Consider the following 18,359-nt stretch of genomic DNA (forward strand, 5'->3'; position numbering starts at 1 on the left):
CTCTTAATTTCCCCCTTCAACGCAGTAGCTGCTTTCAACTGATTCAACAACCTCTACGTTTTCCAATCGTTTAATTAATCCATCAAATGTCTGTTTACTTGTTTTATGTGTAACTACAATAATTTCAGCTAGTTTTTCGCCTTCTACTGGCAGCTGTAAAAGCTTTTCAAAGCTGACATCAAATTCAGCAAATAAAGCGGTAATAGCCGAGAATGTTCCCGTCTGATCCAATACTTTTAAGCGGATAAAGTACTGTGAAGAAATCTCGCCGGCTTCTTTTAATTTCTTTTCGTTCATTGGAGCGAGTACACTCTTTCCGTTTACTCCAAGTCTCATGTTCTTCATCACCGTGACAAGATCGGAGACAACGGCTGTTGCAGTTGGCAAAGAGCCAGCACCCGGTCCATAAAACATTGTTTCTCCAACTGCTTCTCCATGAATGTAAACGGCGTTGTACTCATTGTGTACAGAGGAGAGTGGATGTTCATTCGGTAAAAGCGTTGGACGCACACTGACATCAATTTTACCGTCAGTGCGGTCTGCAATTCCAATCAGCTTCATTGTATAGCCAAGTCGCTCTGCATAATGTAAGTCGGCATCTGAAATGCTGCTAATACCCTCTACAGACACATCTGCTAAACTAATCGGAGCAGAAAAACCAAGCGTAGCAAGGATCGCCATTTTTCTTGCTGCATCTAGTCCTTCAACATCTGATGTTGGATCACTCTCTGCAAAACCTAGATCCTGCGCTTGTTTTAACACATCTTCGTACGAGCTACCTTCTGTACTCATTTTTGTTAAGATATAGTTCGTTGTTCCATTTACAATTCCCATTATTTTTTTAATACGATCCGCAGACAATCCGTCTGATAAACTGCGTAAAATAGGAATCCCACCAGCTACACTGGCTTCATAATATAGGTCACATTGATTTTCAACCGCTGTTTTCAGTAACTGCGCGCCATGGATCGCCATTAGATCTTTATTTGCTGTGACCACATGTTTTTTTTGTTTAAGAGCAGCCAAGAGCCAATCCTTTGTTTGCTCGACTCCACCAATCACTTCAACAATCACATCAATTTCTCGATCTTGAATGACTTCATAAGGATCTTCCGTTAAAAGCGAGTCTTGAATTAAACTCTCGCGAAATTTTTGTTTGTCTCGTACTAGAACCTTCTTAATTTCAACAGGACAGCCAACTTGATGCTGTAATTCCTTTTGGTGGCGAGTAATAATGGACGCCACCCCTGTTCCTACTGTTCCTAGTCCAAGAAGCCCTACTTTTACTGACTCTGCCACGTTTCCCACTCCCAACTATCTCTTTAAAAATACAAATGTTTATCTATAAAGGACATTATAGACCTGATCGTAGCTTAAAACAAGAACCTTCTGAAAGTTTACAAGAGATTAAGATTCATCCCAAAAATAAAAACCGTTCCTAAGAAATTAGAAGCGGTTTTAGAGTGTTACAACCAGTCAACCCTTGGGAAGCCAGTTGGCGTATTGGGCATTGGACGTACATCTGCAAAACGATGTAAAAAGATCTCATTTTCTTTTTCCTGTTCGATTAATTGTAAAAAGGTCTGACCAAGCTTTTGCTGATCAATTGGTATTTGACAACGGTAATAATCCTCTACAAGCTCAAAGTAATGAACAGGATATAACAACCGAGCAAACATGAGCCGCCAGCTTGTAGAAGAGAGAGGCTGATATCTCTGGTACCCCTCTAAAAAGTCAGTTGCTTGTGACCATTGAGCCGAGCGTGACAGCTGCCCTCGTCGTCCCCTGAGCCATTCAGCGAGATCTCTTGCAGGATGATCAAATACCAAAGCCGTTGGTGGTTTGATCATGGCTCCATTCCCTGACAGTTGAATCCATGCCCGCTCTGAAAATCTCCGGTGGCAAAGTGTCCCCTCTACTGTTTCGCTTCCAGCTCCGTCCAATGTTGTATCTGTTACATACTGAATTGCATTTTCTGAAAGTCCCATAAAGTAAGGATAGGTTGTTAGAAACGCTTCATCCACAACAGTTCTTGGTCCTTGCGTGTATAATTCCTCATACCAATTCTCAAGTTGCTCAAGTCTAGTTGTCCAGATAGCTCCCCACTGCCCAAACAACTCCTGCTGCCTCACTCTGGGCTGAATTTGTCGTCCGAAATGGTGCCAAGATGCTAAGTGTTCTCCTATGCCTCTTTCATCCGTTGGCATAGGTTGGGCACGCGTTTGATTTGGCAAGGGTAATTGGCAAAGATACATTTCTGATCCTTCAATTAAGCTTGTATTTGTCCCTTGGGCGGTCTGAACCAGCTCCGGAACGGATACATCTCCTGCTTCTCTAAGAAATGAGATGAATGTGAGCATATCTGCTTCATTTGAAGCACTCTCATCTTTTGGGAACAATATATAGGGCACGCCTCCAGCTTCAAAGCATTCATAGCCATCTAACGTAAACCGTTTTTCACTATATAACCGATAACTATCGTAAATGTTCCGTTCAAACATCGTTTCCCTCCTCGCGATTTTGTCATTATAAATAGTCTATGACCCAGTTGTATAAAATGTGTGTAGGAATCCAACACTATGAAATCCAAAGAATCGTACGGAAGGAGAACCCTTTATGAGAAACGTTTGCTCACAAAAAGAGCTGTCAGATAAGGCAAGGGATTGGCTTACGTTTAGAGGAGTGACACTAGATGATATAGCTGAGCTTGTCCACTTTTTACAAAAGGCTTATCATCCGAACCTGTCGATGGAGCTGTGCAAGGAAAATGTGGAACGGGTCCTATCTAAGCGAGAGGTTCAAAATGCTATAATTACCGGCATTCAACTAGATATCTTAACAGAGAAAAAGGTGCTAGAGGCTCCTCTGCAAGGGATACTTGAGCGCGATGAAGGATTGTATGGGATTGATGAGGTTATTGCTCTTTCTATTGTGAATGTCTACGGCTCTATTGGATTTACAAACTACGGATACGTTGACAAGCTAAAGCCTGGCATCCTCAAGAAGTTAAACGAGAAAAAAGAAGGTGTTTGTCACACCTTCTTAGATGATATTGTAGGAGCCATTGCAGCAGCTGCCTCCAGTCGTTTAGCACATCGAATGGAGGAAGAACCTACTATTCGAATGTCCACTGAGAAAGAGCTTGAAGTGTAATGGTTGGTTTTTCTGGCAATTGAGTTAAGTCAGCTTCTGTTGTGACGCCTGAGAGCACAAGCATTGTATCCATTCCTGCATTCAGTCCGGCCATAATGTCTGTACGATAGTTATCGCCAACCATCATTGTCTCACTTGAACGTAATCCCAATTTATCAAGAGCTTGATTCATAATTAGTGCCTCTGGTTTCCCAACAAACATGGGCTTTGTTCCTGATGCTGTTGCAATGGCCGCAACAATCGAACCATTTCCCGGTACAAGCCCTTCCTCTGTTGGTAAAGCATGATCTTGGTTTGTTGCAATAAATGTAGAGCCTTGCTGGATGAGAAGAGAAGCTTGTTTGATTTTCTGATAGGTTACTTCACGATCTAGCCCCACGATAACAAAATCAACATTCTCCGTTGCTTCAACGAGACCCGCATGACGACATGCTTCTCGAATTCCTTCTTCCCCAATGACGTACACACGAGCCGCCTGCTGTTGTTCACGAATGTAGGATGCCGTTGCCATTGCAGATGTATACACATGGTCAGATGTTGCAGGAATGGCTAATTTACGCAAGTGAGCAGCTGCTGTTTCCGGTGTCTTTGTTGAATTATTTGTCACAAATAAGTAAGGAAGTTCTCTACGTTCAAGTTCGCGAACAAATTCTATCGCTTCTGGAATGACCTCTCCTCCACGATACATTGTCCCATCTAAGTCAATTAAATATCCTTTATACATCATGGCTCATTTCCTTTCATGAGAAAAACCGTCCAGTGGACGGCTTACTTAGTTGTAGATTGCTTATTAATTTTATACACACAGTGTGCGTCTCCATTTTCAGCCATACATGCTGTACGTTCGACGTTTTCCGTGTAGAGTAATTCCTTGAATAACTTCTTTTCACATGTACAAGCAATGGGATAAGCTTTAGCCACATGGGCAATCGGACAGTTGTATTCAATAAATTCGTACGAACCATCTGCGTTTTCCGACCACTGAACCATATATCCCTGTTCGTTTTGAATATCAGCTAATGCTCGAATTCGTTCTTTTAACGTCCCAGTAACACTCGCTCCATACGAATCATGAAGGCGATTATGTCGCTTTTCAAATAATTGATTAACGGCTTCTTTGCCGTATAGCTCCTGTAGATCATCTAAAAAACCAAGTGATAGCTGGCTATATTTTCGCGGGAAATTTTCATTACCCTTTTCAGTTAAATAGTATTTATGAACGGGCCTTCCCATGGTTTGACGAACCAATCGGGAGGTTATTAGTTCTTCATCTTCTAACCCTCGTAAATGACGTCTAACCGCCATCTCCGTAATCTTAAGCATTTCAGACAGTTCAGCTGTTGTCATCTCATGCTTTCGTTTTAACAGGGTCAACACAACTGAACGAGTTGACGTTGATTGGTCTCTCATTCTGTCCACCACCTTACGTTTATTGTAAGCGATGGGCATTCTTTTTGTAAACGAACAGGACTTGTCTACTCTTTAGGTAAAAAAGCTGATACTGGTCCCAGTTCATTTGCCAAGTAGCTGCGAACATTCTCCGGGAATGCTTTTAATGCTCCGCTTTGTGCTTGGAGAAGTTGATAAAGATCGCTGTGGTTAATGGTCCCCGTTGTTTGAATGATCTCTTTTCTAGCTTGAAGGAATTCTTTTAGCGATTCTCCCTGCCCATGCGGTACAACACGTTCGTCCACTAAAATATCAACAATATCTGCGTAACTTCCTGGATCACGCATAATAAATCCATCAATCATACTGTTCCCTACATCGATAATTGCTTCAATCATGAGGTAGCAAACACGCTCCAAAGCTAAATCCTCTACGATTGAATCACGTTCATTTAGCGAATCCAATGTTGGAAAAAGCGATTCCATATATCGTAATGTCGTTTCAATTTTCGTACGGTCTACAAAATACATTCTATAACCCAATCCTTTCTTGTAAGCGCAGTCAACTAAAAATAAAAGAACATCTTTTGGTTACCCTATAAATAAAGGGGGCTTTCTATTGAAAAAGACTACGGAATACCACGACTTTAAAAACGTTGAAGCCATGCATAATTATGTGACAGCTGAAGCCACTCCTGAAGGTCCTTATGGTTCTCCGATTGGAAAAGAAACACCTGTAGAAGGTAAAAGCACCCCTTGGAGAAAAGACCAACGCACCTATAGCGCATTTAATTATGTAAATAAGGATCTTCACCAACATACGCCCAGGAAATACCCTGGACATCACCCACCACACGATTCATAAAAGAGGGTTATTTACCCTCTTTTTGTTTATGTTTATTACCTTTATCTGAACGTTTTTTAATACGTTTTACAACAAAATATGCGCATCCAAAATTACAATACTCATAAAGATAATCCGGCAACGTACTAATCTTGGAATCATATGTTGATTTCTTATGTTTGTCTTCAAAAAAACCTCTTAGGCGTAATTGATTGTAGCCCCAATCTCCTACAATATAATCGTATTTATTTAAGATATCGCTATAACGCGCCTTAAAGGCTTCTTCGTCCCAGCCATCTTTTATATCTTCAACGACTTCAAATTGAAGCTCCTGAATCATAACCAACGCGTATACACCTCACGTTTCATTTTTTCCATTGTATCATAAGCATTAGGTAGCAGGAAATGTCGGGTTTTGTAAAAGGAGAACAGCATTTTGACCATTAAAAAGACGGACATTTCTTTTAATCGAATGTCCGTCTTCTATTTGTTATGAATTTACGGTTGATCCATCTTGTACTTTTCTAGCTTCTTCATTTACTTGTGCCTGATTTACCTGCTCATCCGCATGGTAAGACGAACGAACGAGTGGTCCGGCCTCACAATGACTGAACCCTTTACTCATCGCAATTTCACGAAGCTCTGCAAATTCATCTGGGTGATAATATTTTTGTACTTTTAAATGCTTTTTAGTAGGTTGTAGATATTGACCAATCGTCATAATGTTTACGTTGTTTGCTCTAAGATCATCCATCGTTTCAATAATCTCTTCTTTTGTTTCACCAAGACCAATCATTAAGCTTGATTTTGTTGGGATATCCTCGTGCATTTCCTTGGCACGACGAAGGAATTCAAGCGTACGTTCATAAGTCGCACGCGCCCGAACTCTTGGAGATAAGCGGCGAACCGTCTCAATATTGTGGTTCATAATATTAGGTCTCGCATCCATAAGTGTCTGCAGACTGTTTTCATTTCCGAGCATGTCTGAAGGAAGCACTTCTATGGTACAGAATGGATTTTTACGACGAATCGCACGTACTGTTTCTGCAAAAACGTCGGCACCGCCATCTTTTAAGTCATCTCTAGCTACGGCAGTGATCACGACATGTTTAAGCCCCATGTCACTCACCGAGTCTGCCACACGTTCCGGCTCTTGTAAATCGAGTTCTGTAGGAAGGCCTGTCTTTACTGCACAAAATCGACAGGCTCGTGTACAGATGTCACCTAAGATCATAAATGTAGCCGTTTTTCGAACAGCCCAACATTCATGAATATTTGGACATCTTGCTTCCTCACATACCGTATGTAGTTTCTTTTCTCTCATCATTTTCTTTAAGTTTGTATAGGATTCATTGGTATTTAGCTTAATTTTAAGCCATTCTGGTTTACGGACATGCTCCTCTTTCTTTGCCACTCTATCCACCATCCTTACTAATCATATCAACTTTAAGACTATTCTCTTCTTACTTTATCACGAGTAAACCGTTTAGCCAAACCCCTCTTTTTAAAAATTGCCAATCATTCACTAATATATTTTCCACATTGAAGCTTACACTACCTTTATAATGCTTGATTGAAAGGAGCAGCCAAACATGTCTCCAAAACGAATAGCTTTAGTCATTCTTTTCTTTATGATCTGTGCACAAGCGCTGCTTCCTCACTCAGGACTTGCCGCAGAGCAATCTGATACGACGTATAATGATCGGATGAATTTGTATAAAAAAACAGAAACCTTAACAAATGTTCCTTGGTATTATCTCGCAGCTGTTGATACGTATGAAAGAGGATTACGCAAAGCTTTAAGAGATCGGGACGAGGAAAAGGGACTCATCTCTATCTTCTATTCACCTACTCAATGGGCCGGTGCAACAAATCCTGATCTGGATGATTCAGATCCGCTTTCCATCAGTATCTTTGGTGGTGTAGGTATGGACGGCGATGGGGACGGAGTTGCAGATCGGTTTAACGATGCAGACCTACTTTTTACGTTCGCTCATTTTTTAGAAAAGTACGGCTTTAAAGAAGAAGATATGCGAATTGCTTTATGGGAATATTACAAGCGAGAACAATCCGTTAATATTGTCCAATCTCATGCAAAAACGTATAAAACATTCGGTACTCTTGATCTACATGAACACAGCTTTGTTATGCCACTTCACGCGAATTATAGCTACCGCAGTACTTGGGGTGCAAAACGCGGCTGGGGTGGACGCAGAATTCACGAGGGAACAGATTTATTTGCTGGATATGGTGTGCCTATTCAATCAACCTCATATGGTACCGTTGAATTAATTGGCTGGAATAATTACGGAGGCTGGCGAGTGGGCATACGTGACCTAGATAACATCTATCATTATTATGCTCATCTTAGTGGGTTTGAAAAAGGCATTAAAAAAGGAGATGTGGTGAAACCTGGTCAAGTTGTAGGGTACTGTGGCAGCTCCGGCTACGGAAAGCCAGGAACTCAAGGAAAGTTCCCTCCTCATCTTCATTACGGAATGTATCGCGATAATGGGGTAACGGAGTGGTCGTTTGATCCTTATCCTTTGCTTAAAAGCTGGGAGAGACAGGCTTTTAAAAAGAGAAATAGTAACTAAATATTAAAGAGCAAGCATCTGTTTGGATGCTTGCTCTTCTTATTATTTTGCATCAAGTTGTTTTTTCTTTGTTGATCTTCTTGCATTAATAATGCTAAAGATAAGGCCACCCCATATAATGGTTGTGCTTAAAATCAGCATAACGATCGCACTTGTACTCATATTGTATTCTTCCTTCCTATTAGTACTGCTTTAACTGGTTTTTATCTGTTCTCCATTTAACCATAGTAAGGATAAATCCGAACACGATGGCAAGAACAGCAACAGTCCACCCAAATGTAATAAGGAAACCAGTTGGATACTCTTCATAGTTTGTCGTAAGGTTTGTGATCAGGTTCTGTACAAGCATGACACCCAATACAAGTGGAGTGACAACAGATAAACAGAACGTCCACCAGCCACCAATTTTAAAGTCTGATACTTCATTCGTGTGAGCTTTCAATTCAGGTAGCTTACGAAGAACCCAAGATACAACAATAACAGAAATTAACCCAGAGACGGCAATACCAAAGTTATTAATAAAGTAATCGACGGTATCTAACACTCTAATTCCGTTTTGCGTTGTATAAATTAGTGATATTAAAGCTGATAGTCCGCCTCCAAATAAAACGGCTTTTGTTCTAGAAATGTTGAACTTCTCTTGGATCCCTGCAACATATGTCTCAACAATGGAAATGAGTGAAGTTAACCCGGCCAGAACTAAGCAACCAAAGAATAGAACACCGAAGAACTCGTTAAATCCAGGAAATGTACTAATAATCTGTGGGAACACAACAAATGCTAGTCCAATTCCTCCAGTTGCGACATCTTCCACAGCTACACCACTTTGAACAGCCATAAAACCTAATGCTGAGAATACTCCGATTCCTGCAAGAATTTCAAAACCTGAATTACTAAAACCAGTAATAAAAGCATTATTGTTAATATCCGATTTTTTCGGTAAATAACTTGCATACGTGATCATGATGGCAAAGGCCACTGATAAGCTAAAGAAAATATGTCCATATGCAGCTACCCAGACTGACGGCTTAAGTAAACCTTCCCAGTTTGGCTTGAAGAATGCGTCTAATCCTGTCATAGCCCCTTCAAGGGTTAATGCGCGAATCACAATACATAAAAACATAATAACAAGAGCTGGAATGATAATACGGTTCGCCAACTCAATTCCACGTTTAACTCCTTTGAATAAAACACCTAGTGCAACTGCCCAGACAAGGACAAGCGGTAAAAGTATACTTGGAACAAACGAGCCCATTTCACTAGCTGAAGCGGATGCATTTAAGAACGGTCCAAAAAAGAATGCATCAGGATCACTACCCCAACTTAGATTTAAAGAAAAAACAGCATAGGATAAGGCCCAAGCAATAATGACCGAATAATAAGTAGAAATAACAAATGCAATAGCTACTTGCCACCATCCTAACCCTTCTGCTCGCTTATTTAATCGTGCGTACGTTAATGGTGAAGAGCCTCTATATTTTTGACCCATTGTAAATTCCATAATTAGAATCGGAATTCCGGCTGTTAGCAAAGCAAAAAGATAAGGAATTAAAAATGCTCCTCCCCCATTGTCGTATGCTACATAAGGAAACCTCCAAATATTACCTAATCCTACCGCAGAGCCTATCGCTGCTAATATAAACCCTGCTCTTGAACCCCACTGTTCTCTTTCTGCCATCCTGTTAAACTCCCTTCGGCTTGTTAACGCAATCAGATCCTTTAGTCAAAATGATCTGATAATTCAAATTAGACATATTGTAGGAAAAATCGTCATTTTCTTAACACAATGTCAATTATTCATTATAGGCATGCTCCTGGCAGTTGTCAAAGTAAGTTATACCCAAATAAAAGATTCATCGACTAATGTTTAAAAATGATTAAGTTAGGGAAAAGAGTATATTTCACTTAACTACTGTATACTTTGCTAAGTGGGTGTGAGAGAATGAACTAACAGCTTCACGATGGGCTGAATCGATATCGAGGAGTGTGCCCCATGTACAAAGTCATTCGTACTGTAAAAGGGGTAACAGAGACTCTGAAGGATTCAAACAGCCATTTGGATAAAACCTTTACAGATTCTGTTGCTGCAGAATTGTTAGCAAAGAAACTGAACGCAAATTCGTTGTTGAATGCTGATCACTGGAAAGTACAACAGGTTAGGTAATCTAGTAAATGGGTGGCTGCTTATTTATTTGATCATTTAGCTAGACTATCATAAAAAAACGCGCATGCTGGTTGCATGCGCGTTTTATTTGTATTTAAGCGAGGTTGGACTTTTGAACTTTTTTTATCACAAAAGCAACGAATACTAAAATAGCGATCGTTAGAATGAGCGTCACAATTGTTCCGAGAAACGGAAGCAAAAGGAAACCAAGAGCTGCAACTAGTGCAGAGATGATTGCATAAGGGAGCTGCGTCATCACATGGTCAATATGATGACTACCTGATCCCGCAGCCGATAAGATGGTCGTATCGGATATTGGAGTGATATGATCTCCAAAAATAGAACCCGCCATAACCGCTGCAAGCATAGGTAATAGCAATGAACTATCTACGGTTGCTCCCATATCTCCAGCAATCGGTAGAAGAATAGCAAAGGTTCCCCATGAGGTTCCCGTTGAAACAGCAGAGATACCAGCGATTATAAATAACATAAGTGGAAGTAAAAATGGTGGAATTCCATTACTTACGAGTGAAGCGAGATACGCCCCCGTACCAAGATCTCCAATGATTGAGCTGATTGTCCAAGCTAAAAGTAGAATACATACGGCAGGTAGCATTGATTTAACACCTGCTTTTGCCACAACAAGCATATCTTTTGCAGCTGGTTTCGTACGTAATGTGCAAATGAGCACTGTAAGTAGGCCAACTATTCCTCCGTATAATAAAGATCGAGATATATCAGTAAACTCCAATATACTCATACTGTTAACAGGTATACCTTCGTCCTGTGCACCCATAATACCAGTACTAATCATACTTCCTACTGTCACAACCATAAGTAATAAGATTGGCAGAATTAAATAGCTTATCTTACCTTGCTGCTCACCAGCTTCTGTTTGAGCAGATCCCTCAGGTTCTCCTTTAGACAGATCATAGAGTACGCCTTCACGTATGGCTAAATCTTCGTGTTTTTTCATAAGACCGATGTCAAACTTATACAAAGCCACTACAAATACCATTGATAATGCAGTCATTGCATATAAATTCATCGGAATCATTGCAAGAAACGCTTGAAATGCACTATAATCTGTTACTTCATTTTTTTCGAGCACTCCAGCAATAATGGTAATAATATACGCCCCCCAGCTGGATAACGGAGCAATCACACAGATAGGAGCTGCAGTGGAATCCACAAAGTAAGCAAGTTTTGCTCGTGAAATCCGGTGACGGTCTGTTACAGGACGGCTTACATTTCCAACCGTTAAACTATTAAAATAATCATCGATAAAGATAATAAATCCTAAGAAAACGGGAAGCAATTGCGCTCCTCTACGCGTTTTAATTCGTTTTACTGCCCATTCTCCAAAGGCCGTGCTTCCTCCCGAGTAGGAAATAAACGAAGCAACCATCCCAAGTAAGATCAAAAAGAGCAGAATAAAAAATTCCCAATCGTTCACAGCGAAACCACTGTCTACGATCGCACCAGTTATCGCTTTCATTGTGGTGGGCTCTGCGACTTCATAACTAAAGAAGAGAGAACTAACAATGTGCAGAATTTCTGTTGCTGCGCGAGGTATTGAAAAATCATAAAGCATGAGTGCACCAAGAATGATGCTTACACCTAGTGATAAGAGAACTTTTCTTGTTAAGACTACAAGGATAAGTGCAAGTAGCGGGGGAATAATTGAATAAATATCCATATACCTAATGTTCCTTTCTATTGATCAAATAAAATAAGAGCCATCACGGATATCCCATGATGGCTCTCTCAATACACAAACGCCCATTCCATGTTGATAGTCCTCCACAGCTTTTACACTGTGACAGTCCAGTAGTTGTTCACCACTGACCCAACAAAAAGAATATGCCACTCTTCTTGTTTCGGCGAAGCTTCCTTTCCATTTGCATCATCGTTGCCACTCCACAAACGTACTCTTAAGATTCGCGCCTCTACCTCACTCGACATGAGGTTTATACAATTTAGTTTTATTAACTTGTATACCTTAACACACTCAAATCATTCGATCAACAGCCATCAGAATTAATCTAATCTACTGATTCTTCCGTTTCTTCAATCTCTTCGGGGGTCACAACAGGTGCCGGCATAATTGCGCCTCCACCACCCTGCATATAGTAATTAGGGACCGGTCCGTTAATGACCGAGAAGCCTACAGGTAATGTAACACTTATTACTTCAGTTGTTACCGCAAACGGGATAACCACTTCTACTTCAATATCCACATCAATATTCAAGGAAATTCTTGTACTATTTATATTCACTGGTTCTACTTTATCACTCATATTCACCTTTACATGACTAATTGTTTGAAGTCTAACAGGAATCGATGGTCCAAGCTCTGCAAGCAACGAATTGTTTAAAGCTCGCCCAAGTGGAATTTCATAAAGAATGACGCGATCTTCGCCAATGACCTCTCCTTCAGGTCCTGTTTTTAACTGATCAAGCTGATGATGCACCTCAGCTAATGTTTCTCCTAAAATACGGTTATACTCCCCGGCATCAAAGCTAAGCATCGTTACATATCCACTATCATCTTTATCTATAATTAAGAGCTCATCCATGTTAATGGTCTGCCCTAACTTTTGGTTTAACGCCCCTTCGAGTGAATGAGTTGCGATATTTTTCAGCTCCATCTCGGCAATCTGAACGATGACTGGTCGAATTTTTTGATCAATTAGCCAGATCCCCTGATAGGTCATGGCACCAAAGATTAGAATGGATAGTAGAAGTACATATCGAAAAGGCAACGGTCCTTTTTGCCTGGTTTGTCGTCGTATGGGTCGTCGATTAAACATGTCAAAAACCCCCTCCCTCTTAACTGTATGCGAGAAGATGGGGGTTTTGACCTTTTACTTTATACAACCTTAGGCTCGGTCGTATACCTCATACTGATGCTTGTACTTATTCTTTTCATCCACTACACCCTCACGACTTGAAACAAGCGTCCACTCTTCCTCTGGTATCTCAGGGAAAAATGTATCTCCGTTGAATACACCTTCAATTCGAGTAATATACATGCGGTCTGCATCGTCCATAAAGAGTTTAAAAAGCTCTGTACCTCCAATAACAAACGTCTCCTCATCCGGATGAAACAACGCCTTCGCCCCGTCAATCGTATGTACCACTTCGCAGCCCTTTGCCTCGTAGTCTTTATTGCGGGTCACAATAATGTTTCGACGATGAGGTAGGGGTTTCTTATCTAGAGAATCAAAGGTTTTACGCCCCATTACAATCGTGTGATGCTTTGTTGTATCTTTAAAGAATTGAAAATCAGCCGGCAAATGCCATGGTAAGTCGTTATTTTTTCCGATTGCTCGTTCTTCATCCATTGCAAAAATATAAGATATCATCTATATTTCCCCCTGTCATATGGCTTGTCCACCATCTGATAAGTAAGGAAAAATCCTTACTTATCAGGCTTAAGTCCATGTAATAAAAGCATGGCTTCTCTACCAATTGTCCCTTTTTTAACACCTTTTTCTTCTGCTGCTAAGGTTACAGATTCAAGCGGCGCTTCAAGTAACTGCTCGATCGTCCTAACACCCACTGCACGCCCTGCTAAAATCCCTCGATCCTTTAACTTTTCATTTAATAAGGCAACATCTAATGCCCCACACATAATGTAGCCATCTGCACCGGTTACGGCCATAAAGTTTGTTTTAGGTAACTTGACAGTAATAGCTGTAAACCCTATACCCTCAATAGTAATCGGTTGAACCTCGATCATCGAAAACACCCCTTTCTCCACATACTATGGAGAGAGGGCGCCGACGGTTCCTTGATTATTGTTGGTTTAACTTCCAGGCTAGGATATCTCTTAAGAACTCTGGCATTAGATAATTTTTATCTTCTGAATCAGTTAATTCAGGATACAAGAATCCAAATGTATACATATCCAGTGTGGCTAAGCTATATCTAGCTTGAGGATCAATTGGCTCGCCAAGCACCGAAATACTTATTACCTTTTCCTCGTCATTTGGGTCTAATTCTACAGAAATACCGGTATAGATCATTTTACCTAACACCTGGCCTCGGAATCCAAACCCTTTTAGCTCTAAATTAATTAATTTGAAGCTAGAGGCTCGTTCAATCGTAGTCCAAAGCTCACTTCCTGAAAGTTGAATGACACAAGGGTTAATTGGGTGTGGACAAATTCGATGGATTGCTCCACGAGTCAGCTGTCCTTTAGGTAAATCACTCAGTAATACACCGGCATTCATCATCCCAATGGACTCTCCACACCATTCTGTGATTCCATCGCATAACAGTCTCGTAGCTGTTGTCTCTCTGTACCAGTCAACGGGGAGAGGCTCAGGCAACGTTGCCAATGGTTTGTTTAAAATCTCTTCAGACTGTTTTCTAGCCTTTTCTAAGTATTGAATGGTGTCGGGATCCGCATCCATTTCCTTTGTTTCATGTAAAACCGCTGTTGACATCGTTACATGCTGTTTTGAATTAAAGGTTAACGTCACTTCTCCAAGATAATGACCATGTTTTCCCGCTTGAACAATAAGCGTTTCCCCCACTCGTTTACCCTGTTCAATCACGTGGTGAGTATGAGCTCCGATGATCACATCGATTCCTTTAATCTCATCCGCAATTTGTTCATCTTTAAATAAACCAAGATGTGAAAGCAGAATAATCACATCTACTTGAGGCTGGAGCTTTTCAATTTCTTTTTTTATAGATTCCGTTAGATCTACAACGGTCCATCCAAGCTTCTCGTAAAAGTGTGAAAGTGGTGCTGTGACGCCAAAAAGGCCAATTCGCAACCCACTTTCCATTACCTTAATCGTCGAAGGAATGGACCATGAAGGCTGAGTTCCATCCTCATTTAATAAGTTCGCAAGGAGAATCGGAAACGATGCTTCTTCGTAAAGTGTATCGAGTTGATCCTTAGAAAACGTCACACCTTCGTTATTGCCGATCGTCGCAAAATCGACTCCAGCTATGTTAAGCAGGGCCATATTGGCCAGTCCATCTGTAGCTTCGGTAATCGGATTACTTCTATCTGCATGATCCCCTAAATCCAAAAATAAAGAATTCTTCGTACGATGTTCCTTTACATAACGAACAATTCCTGGCCACTGATTAAAATCACTGTGTATATCATTCGTATGAAAAAGAGTGAGATACTGTTCTCTCATATTGATCTCCCTCCTACTCTATCCATTTAATCCTTGAATAATGAGACGAATCGCAACGATCACCATAAAAATCCGTAAAATAAAGATCAAGCGATCACTTGAAATTCGTCGATTAATGGCCGCACCTAGCTGCCCACCAAACCATGCTCCTGGCACAAGAGCAAGTGCGAAGAGCCAGTTCACATGACCCGCAGCCATATGTGAAATCGAACCGATGAATGCAGATACTAAGATAACAAACATTGATGTAGCCACAGCAAAATGCGCTGGAAACCCAAATAATATAATCATAATGGGCACCATCAACGCGCCACCGCCTACACCAAATAAACTCGAAATCATTCCAACAAAGAAACTTAAAACAACGGCAAAAACAGGCTGATAGCCGTATGTAAATTCCTTCCCGCTTGGATCTATGACCGTTCGCTTAAATCCCTTTGGACGCAACTTCATTGGCTTTAAATACTTGCGAACAAAAAACGTAAAAGCCACAACTAACATAAAGATTCCAAAATACAGAAGAAAATCATCTGTGTTTACGCTCCGATTAATCACAACCCCACAGATGGCTCCTGGAATAATTCCAATAGAGAAAATGGCTCCACTTTTAAAATCAATCGTCTTTTGTTTGGCGTAAGCAACTGTTGAAGAAATTCCTGTGAAGATCATAATTAATAAAGAGGTACCAGCAGCCACTTGAGGTGTAACATCATTTAGAATGGATAGCACACCATTTAGAGACAAGAGTGCTGGTACAACAATAATCCCACCACCTAGTCCCATTAAGCTACCGACTGTTCCTGCTGCCAATCCAATTACAACTAACAAAAACCAGCTCATGTAACAACCCTTCTTACCTTTTCATATCGTTTCACATTCAAAATAAATCCAACTGACGTGGGGCTAACCCTTGATACGTAATTCCAAGCATATCAATCAATTGCTTAGCATTATCCGCTGCGTCCCCACCCGAATTATTATTGAAGATCACGTAAATATCCTTACTTTGCTTTTGTAATGCTAAAAGATACTTGCGCCATTCTTCTAGCTCTTCTTTATTATAACGATATAAGTACCGAACTTCACGCCATTTTCCGTCTTTTGTATCATTCCATCCATATGTATTTCTACCATGGAGACGCACTAATGTTTTGAGTTCATTTGTTGGATGGAGCACAGTTGGAATCGAACCTACTCCAGCCTGCGGTTCATCACAAATCGAATGAATAAAACCCTCCTGTTCCATAAACTCAAGAGTACGCTCCCTCATATCCCCACTAAACCAGCTTTGGTTTCTAAATTCGAGCGCAACAGGATAACCCTCAAGCTTTTCCTTAACATAGCGTACCCATTGAACGTTCTCTTTACGACAGTCAAACCAGGGAGGAAACTGACAGAGCACCATAGCTAGCTTTGAACCAAGTGGCTGTAAAGATTCAATAAAAGCAGAAAACATCGATTCCTTATCATCAAAAGGAGCATACCCTGTTTGATGCCCAGTCATTCCTTGATAGGCTTTGACTACAAGTGAAAATGAATCCGGTGTCTCATGTGTCCATTTCTCCATCGATCGTTTCGGCTGAACCGCATAAAAAGAAGAATCCAATTCTACAATTGGAAAGTGGCCTGCATAAGTAGAGAGCTTATCAGCTGCCCTCGTTCCTTCATATAAAGAATCGTGATCTCCCCAGCCTGTTAATCCGATGTAGATCATGTTGGTAGCTCCTTAACCCATTTTTAGATTGAACTAGAAGAAAAGCGAATCCTTAAGGACTCGCTCATTTTTCACTTATGGTATGTATTCTATTTTTATGATAATACTCTTTTTTACGTGAAGCAAGCTTGAAGCGACTATCTTACATTTAGAGTAAGTGTTACAATGTCCTCCACACCATTGTTTAGTAGTAGGGTGTAGGGTAACATGGTTACTAGTTGGGGCGAATGGTAGGAGGTACATATGAAGGAATACGGTTTAATGATTCTCGGAACATTTTTCTTTGCGTTTTCTGTTTCTATTTTTGCTATGCCCAATTCTCTTGCTGAAGGAGGAGTTGCAGGGCTGGCGTTATTATTTTACTTTGGCTTAGGTTGGTCGCCAGCAGTCGTGACTTTATTTGCAAATGGTATTATTTTACTTATAGGTTATCGGTATCTTCCTAAATCAATGATTGTAAAATCAATCATTACTGTCCCCTTGTTTTCACTCTTCTTATTTCTTCTTGAAGATTTAGCACGTCCCATTAATGATCCTCTATTAGCGGCTTTATATTCGGGTGTGTTTACCGGAATTGGCTTTGGGTTTATCTTTCGGTCAGGAAGTACGATGAGTGGGTCCTCAACCATCTCTAAAATGCTAAATTATAAGTTTGGTTGGGATTTAACAGGCACAAACTTTATTCTTGACACCCTTGTTGTGCTAGCTGGGGTCTTTGTGATTGGACCACTGCTAACCATGTACACAGTCGTTGCGCTTTTTATTGGGAAACGTGTGACAGATTATGTACTAGAAGGGTTTGAATCAAAAAAAATTGTTCATATCTTCTCTAAGAATCATGAATCCATTGCTCGCTCGATTCAAAAAAACTTAGGGACACATGCAACAATTTTACAAGGCAAGAACTATGATGTGAACGAGGAAGAAAATTTGATCTATGTAGTAGTCAAAAAGCAGCAATTGTTTTTCTTAAAGAAGCTTATTCGAGAATTAGATGACGATGCTTTTACCGTTGTGCATACCGTAAAAGACGTAAGTGGCGGTTCTTTTAAGAAAGCACACTACCCAACTCAAATTACATTTAGCTCAGATAAAAAAGAAAAAGAGTTCTATAAAGAGCAAGCTCAGGAATAAGCAACAAGAGAGCCTGAGACAAATCTAAAAATTAACAAAAAATTGGCGAATGATTAGACGGTCTAATCATTCGCCATTCGTATTTTTAAGAAAGCGAGCGTGTGTGAACCCGAGACTCCCTCCGAAAAAGTTAATGTATCAATGGTTTTAAGGTTTTTAAAGAGATAAAAATATTTTTTATGAATCAATCAATATCATCA

Annotated in this window: 21 protein-coding genes and 1 riboswitch; of the genes, 5 read left to right on the forward strand and 16 right to left on the reverse strand. The window is 40.4% G+C overall.

Features of this window, described 5'->3' with window-relative positions; genetic code table 11:
• Positions 1-3: 3 nt before the first annotated feature.
• Together ACQKKO_RS13040 and yutH are read right to left on the reverse strand one after the other, a co-directional pair.
• Complete coding sequence (locus tag ACQKKO_RS13040; RefSeq protein ID WP_498647834.1) at positions 4-1,299, reverse strand: homoserine dehydrogenase; 1,296 nt, start codon at positions 1,297-1,299, stop codon at positions 4-6.
• Between the two features lie 167 nt (positions 1,300-1,466).
• A complete protein-coding gene (yutH, locus tag ACQKKO_RS13045) occupies positions 1,467-2,501 on the reverse strand; it encodes a spore coat putative kinase YutH (RefSeq protein WP_498647836.1) in 1,035 nt (344 codons plus the stop codon).
• Positions 2,502-2,616: 115 nt separating this feature from the next.
• Here yutH and ACQKKO_RS13050 point away from each other — a divergent pair, with 115 nt between their 5' ends.
• Positions 2,617-3,153 (forward strand): phosphatidylglycerophosphatase A family protein, encoded by a 537-nt coding sequence (locus ACQKKO_RS13050; RefSeq protein ID WP_498647838.1) that lies wholly within the window; start codon positions 2,617-2,619, stop codon positions 3,151-3,153.
• Here ACQKKO_RS13050 and ACQKKO_RS13055 read toward each other — a convergent pair.
• The 3 genes from ACQKKO_RS13055 to ACQKKO_RS13065 form a co-directional block, all read right to left on the reverse strand.
• Positions 3,116-3,880: a TIGR01457 family HAD-type hydrolase gene (locus ACQKKO_RS13055; protein ID WP_498647840.1), complete on the reverse strand. Its 765-nt coding sequence runs from the start codon at positions 3,878-3,880 to the stop codon at positions 3,116-3,118. The genes ACQKKO_RS13050 and ACQKKO_RS13055 overlap by 38 nt on opposite strands.
• 41 nt (positions 3,881-3,921) lie before the next feature.
• Positions 3,922-4,563: a helix-turn-helix transcriptional regulator gene (locus tag ACQKKO_RS13060; protein ID WP_498647842.1), complete on the reverse strand. Its 642-nt coding sequence runs from the start codon at positions 4,561-4,563 to the stop codon at positions 3,922-3,924.
• Positions 4,564-4,628: 65 nt separating this feature from the next.
• Positions 4,629-5,072: a DUF86 domain-containing protein gene (locus ACQKKO_RS13065; RefSeq protein ID WP_498647844.1), complete on the reverse strand. Its 444-nt coding sequence runs from the start codon at positions 5,070-5,072 to the stop codon at positions 4,629-4,631.
• Positions 5,073-5,160: 88 nt separating this feature from the next.
• Between ACQKKO_RS13065 and ACQKKO_RS13070 the strand changes: the two genes are divergently transcribed.
• Entirely contained in the window at positions 5,161-5,406 is a 246-nt protein-coding gene (locus ACQKKO_RS13070; RefSeq protein WP_498647846.1) for a hypothetical protein, read from the forward strand.
• A gap of 7 nt (positions 5,407-5,413) precedes the next feature.
• Here ACQKKO_RS13070 and ACQKKO_RS13075 read toward each other — a convergent pair whose 3' ends face one another.
• Both ACQKKO_RS13075 and lipA read right to left on the reverse strand, forming a co-directional pair.
• Positions 5,414-5,725 carry a YutD family protein gene (locus ACQKKO_RS13075; RefSeq protein ID WP_498647883.1) on the reverse strand — a complete coding sequence of 104 codons (312 nt, stop codon included), beginning with the start codon at positions 5,723-5,725 and terminating at the stop codon, positions 5,414-5,416.
• Between the two features lie 150 nt (positions 5,726-5,875).
• Complete coding sequence (lipA, locus tag ACQKKO_RS13080; protein WP_498647849.1) at positions 5,876-6,799, reverse strand: lipoyl synthase; 924 nt, start codon at positions 6,797-6,799, stop codon at positions 5,876-5,878.
• A gap of 178 nt (positions 6,800-6,977) precedes the next feature.
• Here lipA and ACQKKO_RS13085 point away from each other — a divergent pair, with 178 nt between their 5' ends.
• A complete protein-coding gene (locus tag ACQKKO_RS13085; RefSeq protein ID WP_498647851.1) occupies positions 6,978-7,982 on the forward strand; it encodes a M23 family metallopeptidase in 1,005 nt (334 codons plus the stop codon).
• A 42-nt stretch (positions 7,983-8,024) separates the two neighbouring features.
• Here the strand turns inward: ACQKKO_RS13085 and ACQKKO_RS13090 are convergent, their stop codons facing one another.
• Both ACQKKO_RS13090 and ACQKKO_RS13095 read right to left on the reverse strand, forming a co-directional pair.
• Positions 8,025-8,144 (reverse strand): methionine/alanine import family NSS transporter small subunit, encoded by a 120-nt coding sequence (locus ACQKKO_RS13090; protein WP_498647853.1) that lies wholly within the window; start codon positions 8,142-8,144, stop codon positions 8,025-8,027.
• A 19-nt stretch (positions 8,145-8,163) separates the two neighbouring features.
• A complete protein-coding gene (locus tag ACQKKO_RS13095; RefSeq protein ID WP_498647855.1) occupies positions 8,164-9,660 on the reverse strand; it encodes a sodium-dependent transporter in 1,497 nt (498 codons plus the stop codon).
• 315 nt (positions 9,661-9,975) lie between these two features.
• Between ACQKKO_RS13095 and ACQKKO_RS13100 the strand changes: the two genes are divergently transcribed.
• Positions 9,976-10,146 carry a hypothetical protein gene (locus ACQKKO_RS13100; RefSeq protein WP_498647857.1) on the forward strand — a complete coding sequence of 57 codons (171 nt, stop codon included), beginning with the start codon at positions 9,976-9,978 and terminating at the stop codon, positions 10,144-10,146.
• Positions 10,147-10,240: 94 nt separating this feature from the next.
• Here ACQKKO_RS13100 and ACQKKO_RS13105 read toward each other — a convergent pair whose 3' ends face one another.
• The 7 genes from ACQKKO_RS13105 to ACQKKO_RS13135 all read right to left on the reverse strand — a co-directional run bounded on the left by ACQKKO_RS13105 (position 10,241) and on the right by ACQKKO_RS13135 (position 17,025).
• Positions 10,241-11,845, reverse strand: a complete 1,605-nt coding sequence (locus tag ACQKKO_RS13105; protein ID WP_498647859.1) for a Na+/H+ antiporter NhaC family protein — start codon at positions 11,843-11,845, stop codon at positions 10,241-10,243.
• 89 nt (positions 11,846-11,934) lie between these two features.
• A riboswitch (Lysine riboswitch) is annotated at positions 11,935-12,106 on the reverse strand.
• An 85-nt stretch (positions 12,107-12,191) separates the two neighbouring features.
• Entirely contained in the window at positions 12,192-12,959 is a 768-nt protein-coding gene (gene yunB, locus ACQKKO_RS13110) for a sporulation protein YunB (RefSeq protein WP_498647861.1), read from the reverse strand.
• Between the two features lie 69 nt (positions 12,960-13,028).
• Positions 13,029-13,514 (reverse strand): dihydrofolate reductase, encoded by a 486-nt coding sequence (locus tag ACQKKO_RS13115; protein ID WP_498647863.1) that lies wholly within the window; start codon positions 13,512-13,514, stop codon positions 13,029-13,031.
• A 56-nt stretch (positions 13,515-13,570) separates the two neighbouring features.
• Positions 13,571-13,891, reverse strand: a complete 321-nt coding sequence (locus ACQKKO_RS13120) for a YunC family protein (protein ID WP_498647864.1) — start codon at positions 13,889-13,891, stop codon at positions 13,571-13,573.
• Between the two features lie 55 nt (positions 13,892-13,946).
• Positions 13,947-15,311 carry a bifunctional metallophosphatase/5'-nucleotidase gene (locus ACQKKO_RS13125; protein WP_498647865.1) on the reverse strand — a complete coding sequence of 455 codons (1,365 nt, stop codon included), beginning with the start codon at positions 15,309-15,311 and terminating at the stop codon, positions 13,947-13,949.
• Between the two features lie 18 nt (positions 15,312-15,329).
• The gene (locus ACQKKO_RS13130; RefSeq protein WP_498647867.1) at positions 15,330-16,151 is read right to left on the reverse strand and encodes a sulfite exporter TauE/SafE family protein; all 822 of its coding nucleotides are present in this window, start codon (positions 16,149-16,151) and stop codon (positions 15,330-15,332) included.
• Between the two features lie 37 nt (positions 16,152-16,188).
• The gene (locus ACQKKO_RS13135) at positions 16,189-17,025 is read right to left on the reverse strand and encodes a DUF72 domain-containing protein (RefSeq protein ID WP_498647869.1); all 837 of its coding nucleotides are present in this window, start codon (positions 17,023-17,025) and stop codon (positions 16,189-16,191) included.
• A 243-nt stretch (positions 17,026-17,268) separates the two neighbouring features.
• Here ACQKKO_RS13135 and ACQKKO_RS13140 point away from each other — a divergent pair, with 243 nt between their 5' ends.
• Positions 17,269-18,159: a YitT family protein gene (locus ACQKKO_RS13140; protein WP_498647871.1), complete on the forward strand. Its 891-nt coding sequence runs from the start codon at positions 17,269-17,271 to the stop codon at positions 18,157-18,159.
• Positions 18,160-18,359 lie beyond the last annotated feature (200 nt).

Source organism: Alkalihalobacillus sp. NPDC127517, from assembly GCF_050276055.1.
In the GTDB taxonomy this organism is placed as follows: Bacteria; Bacillota; Bacilli; order Bacillales; family Bacillaceae_D; genus Alkalicoccobacillus.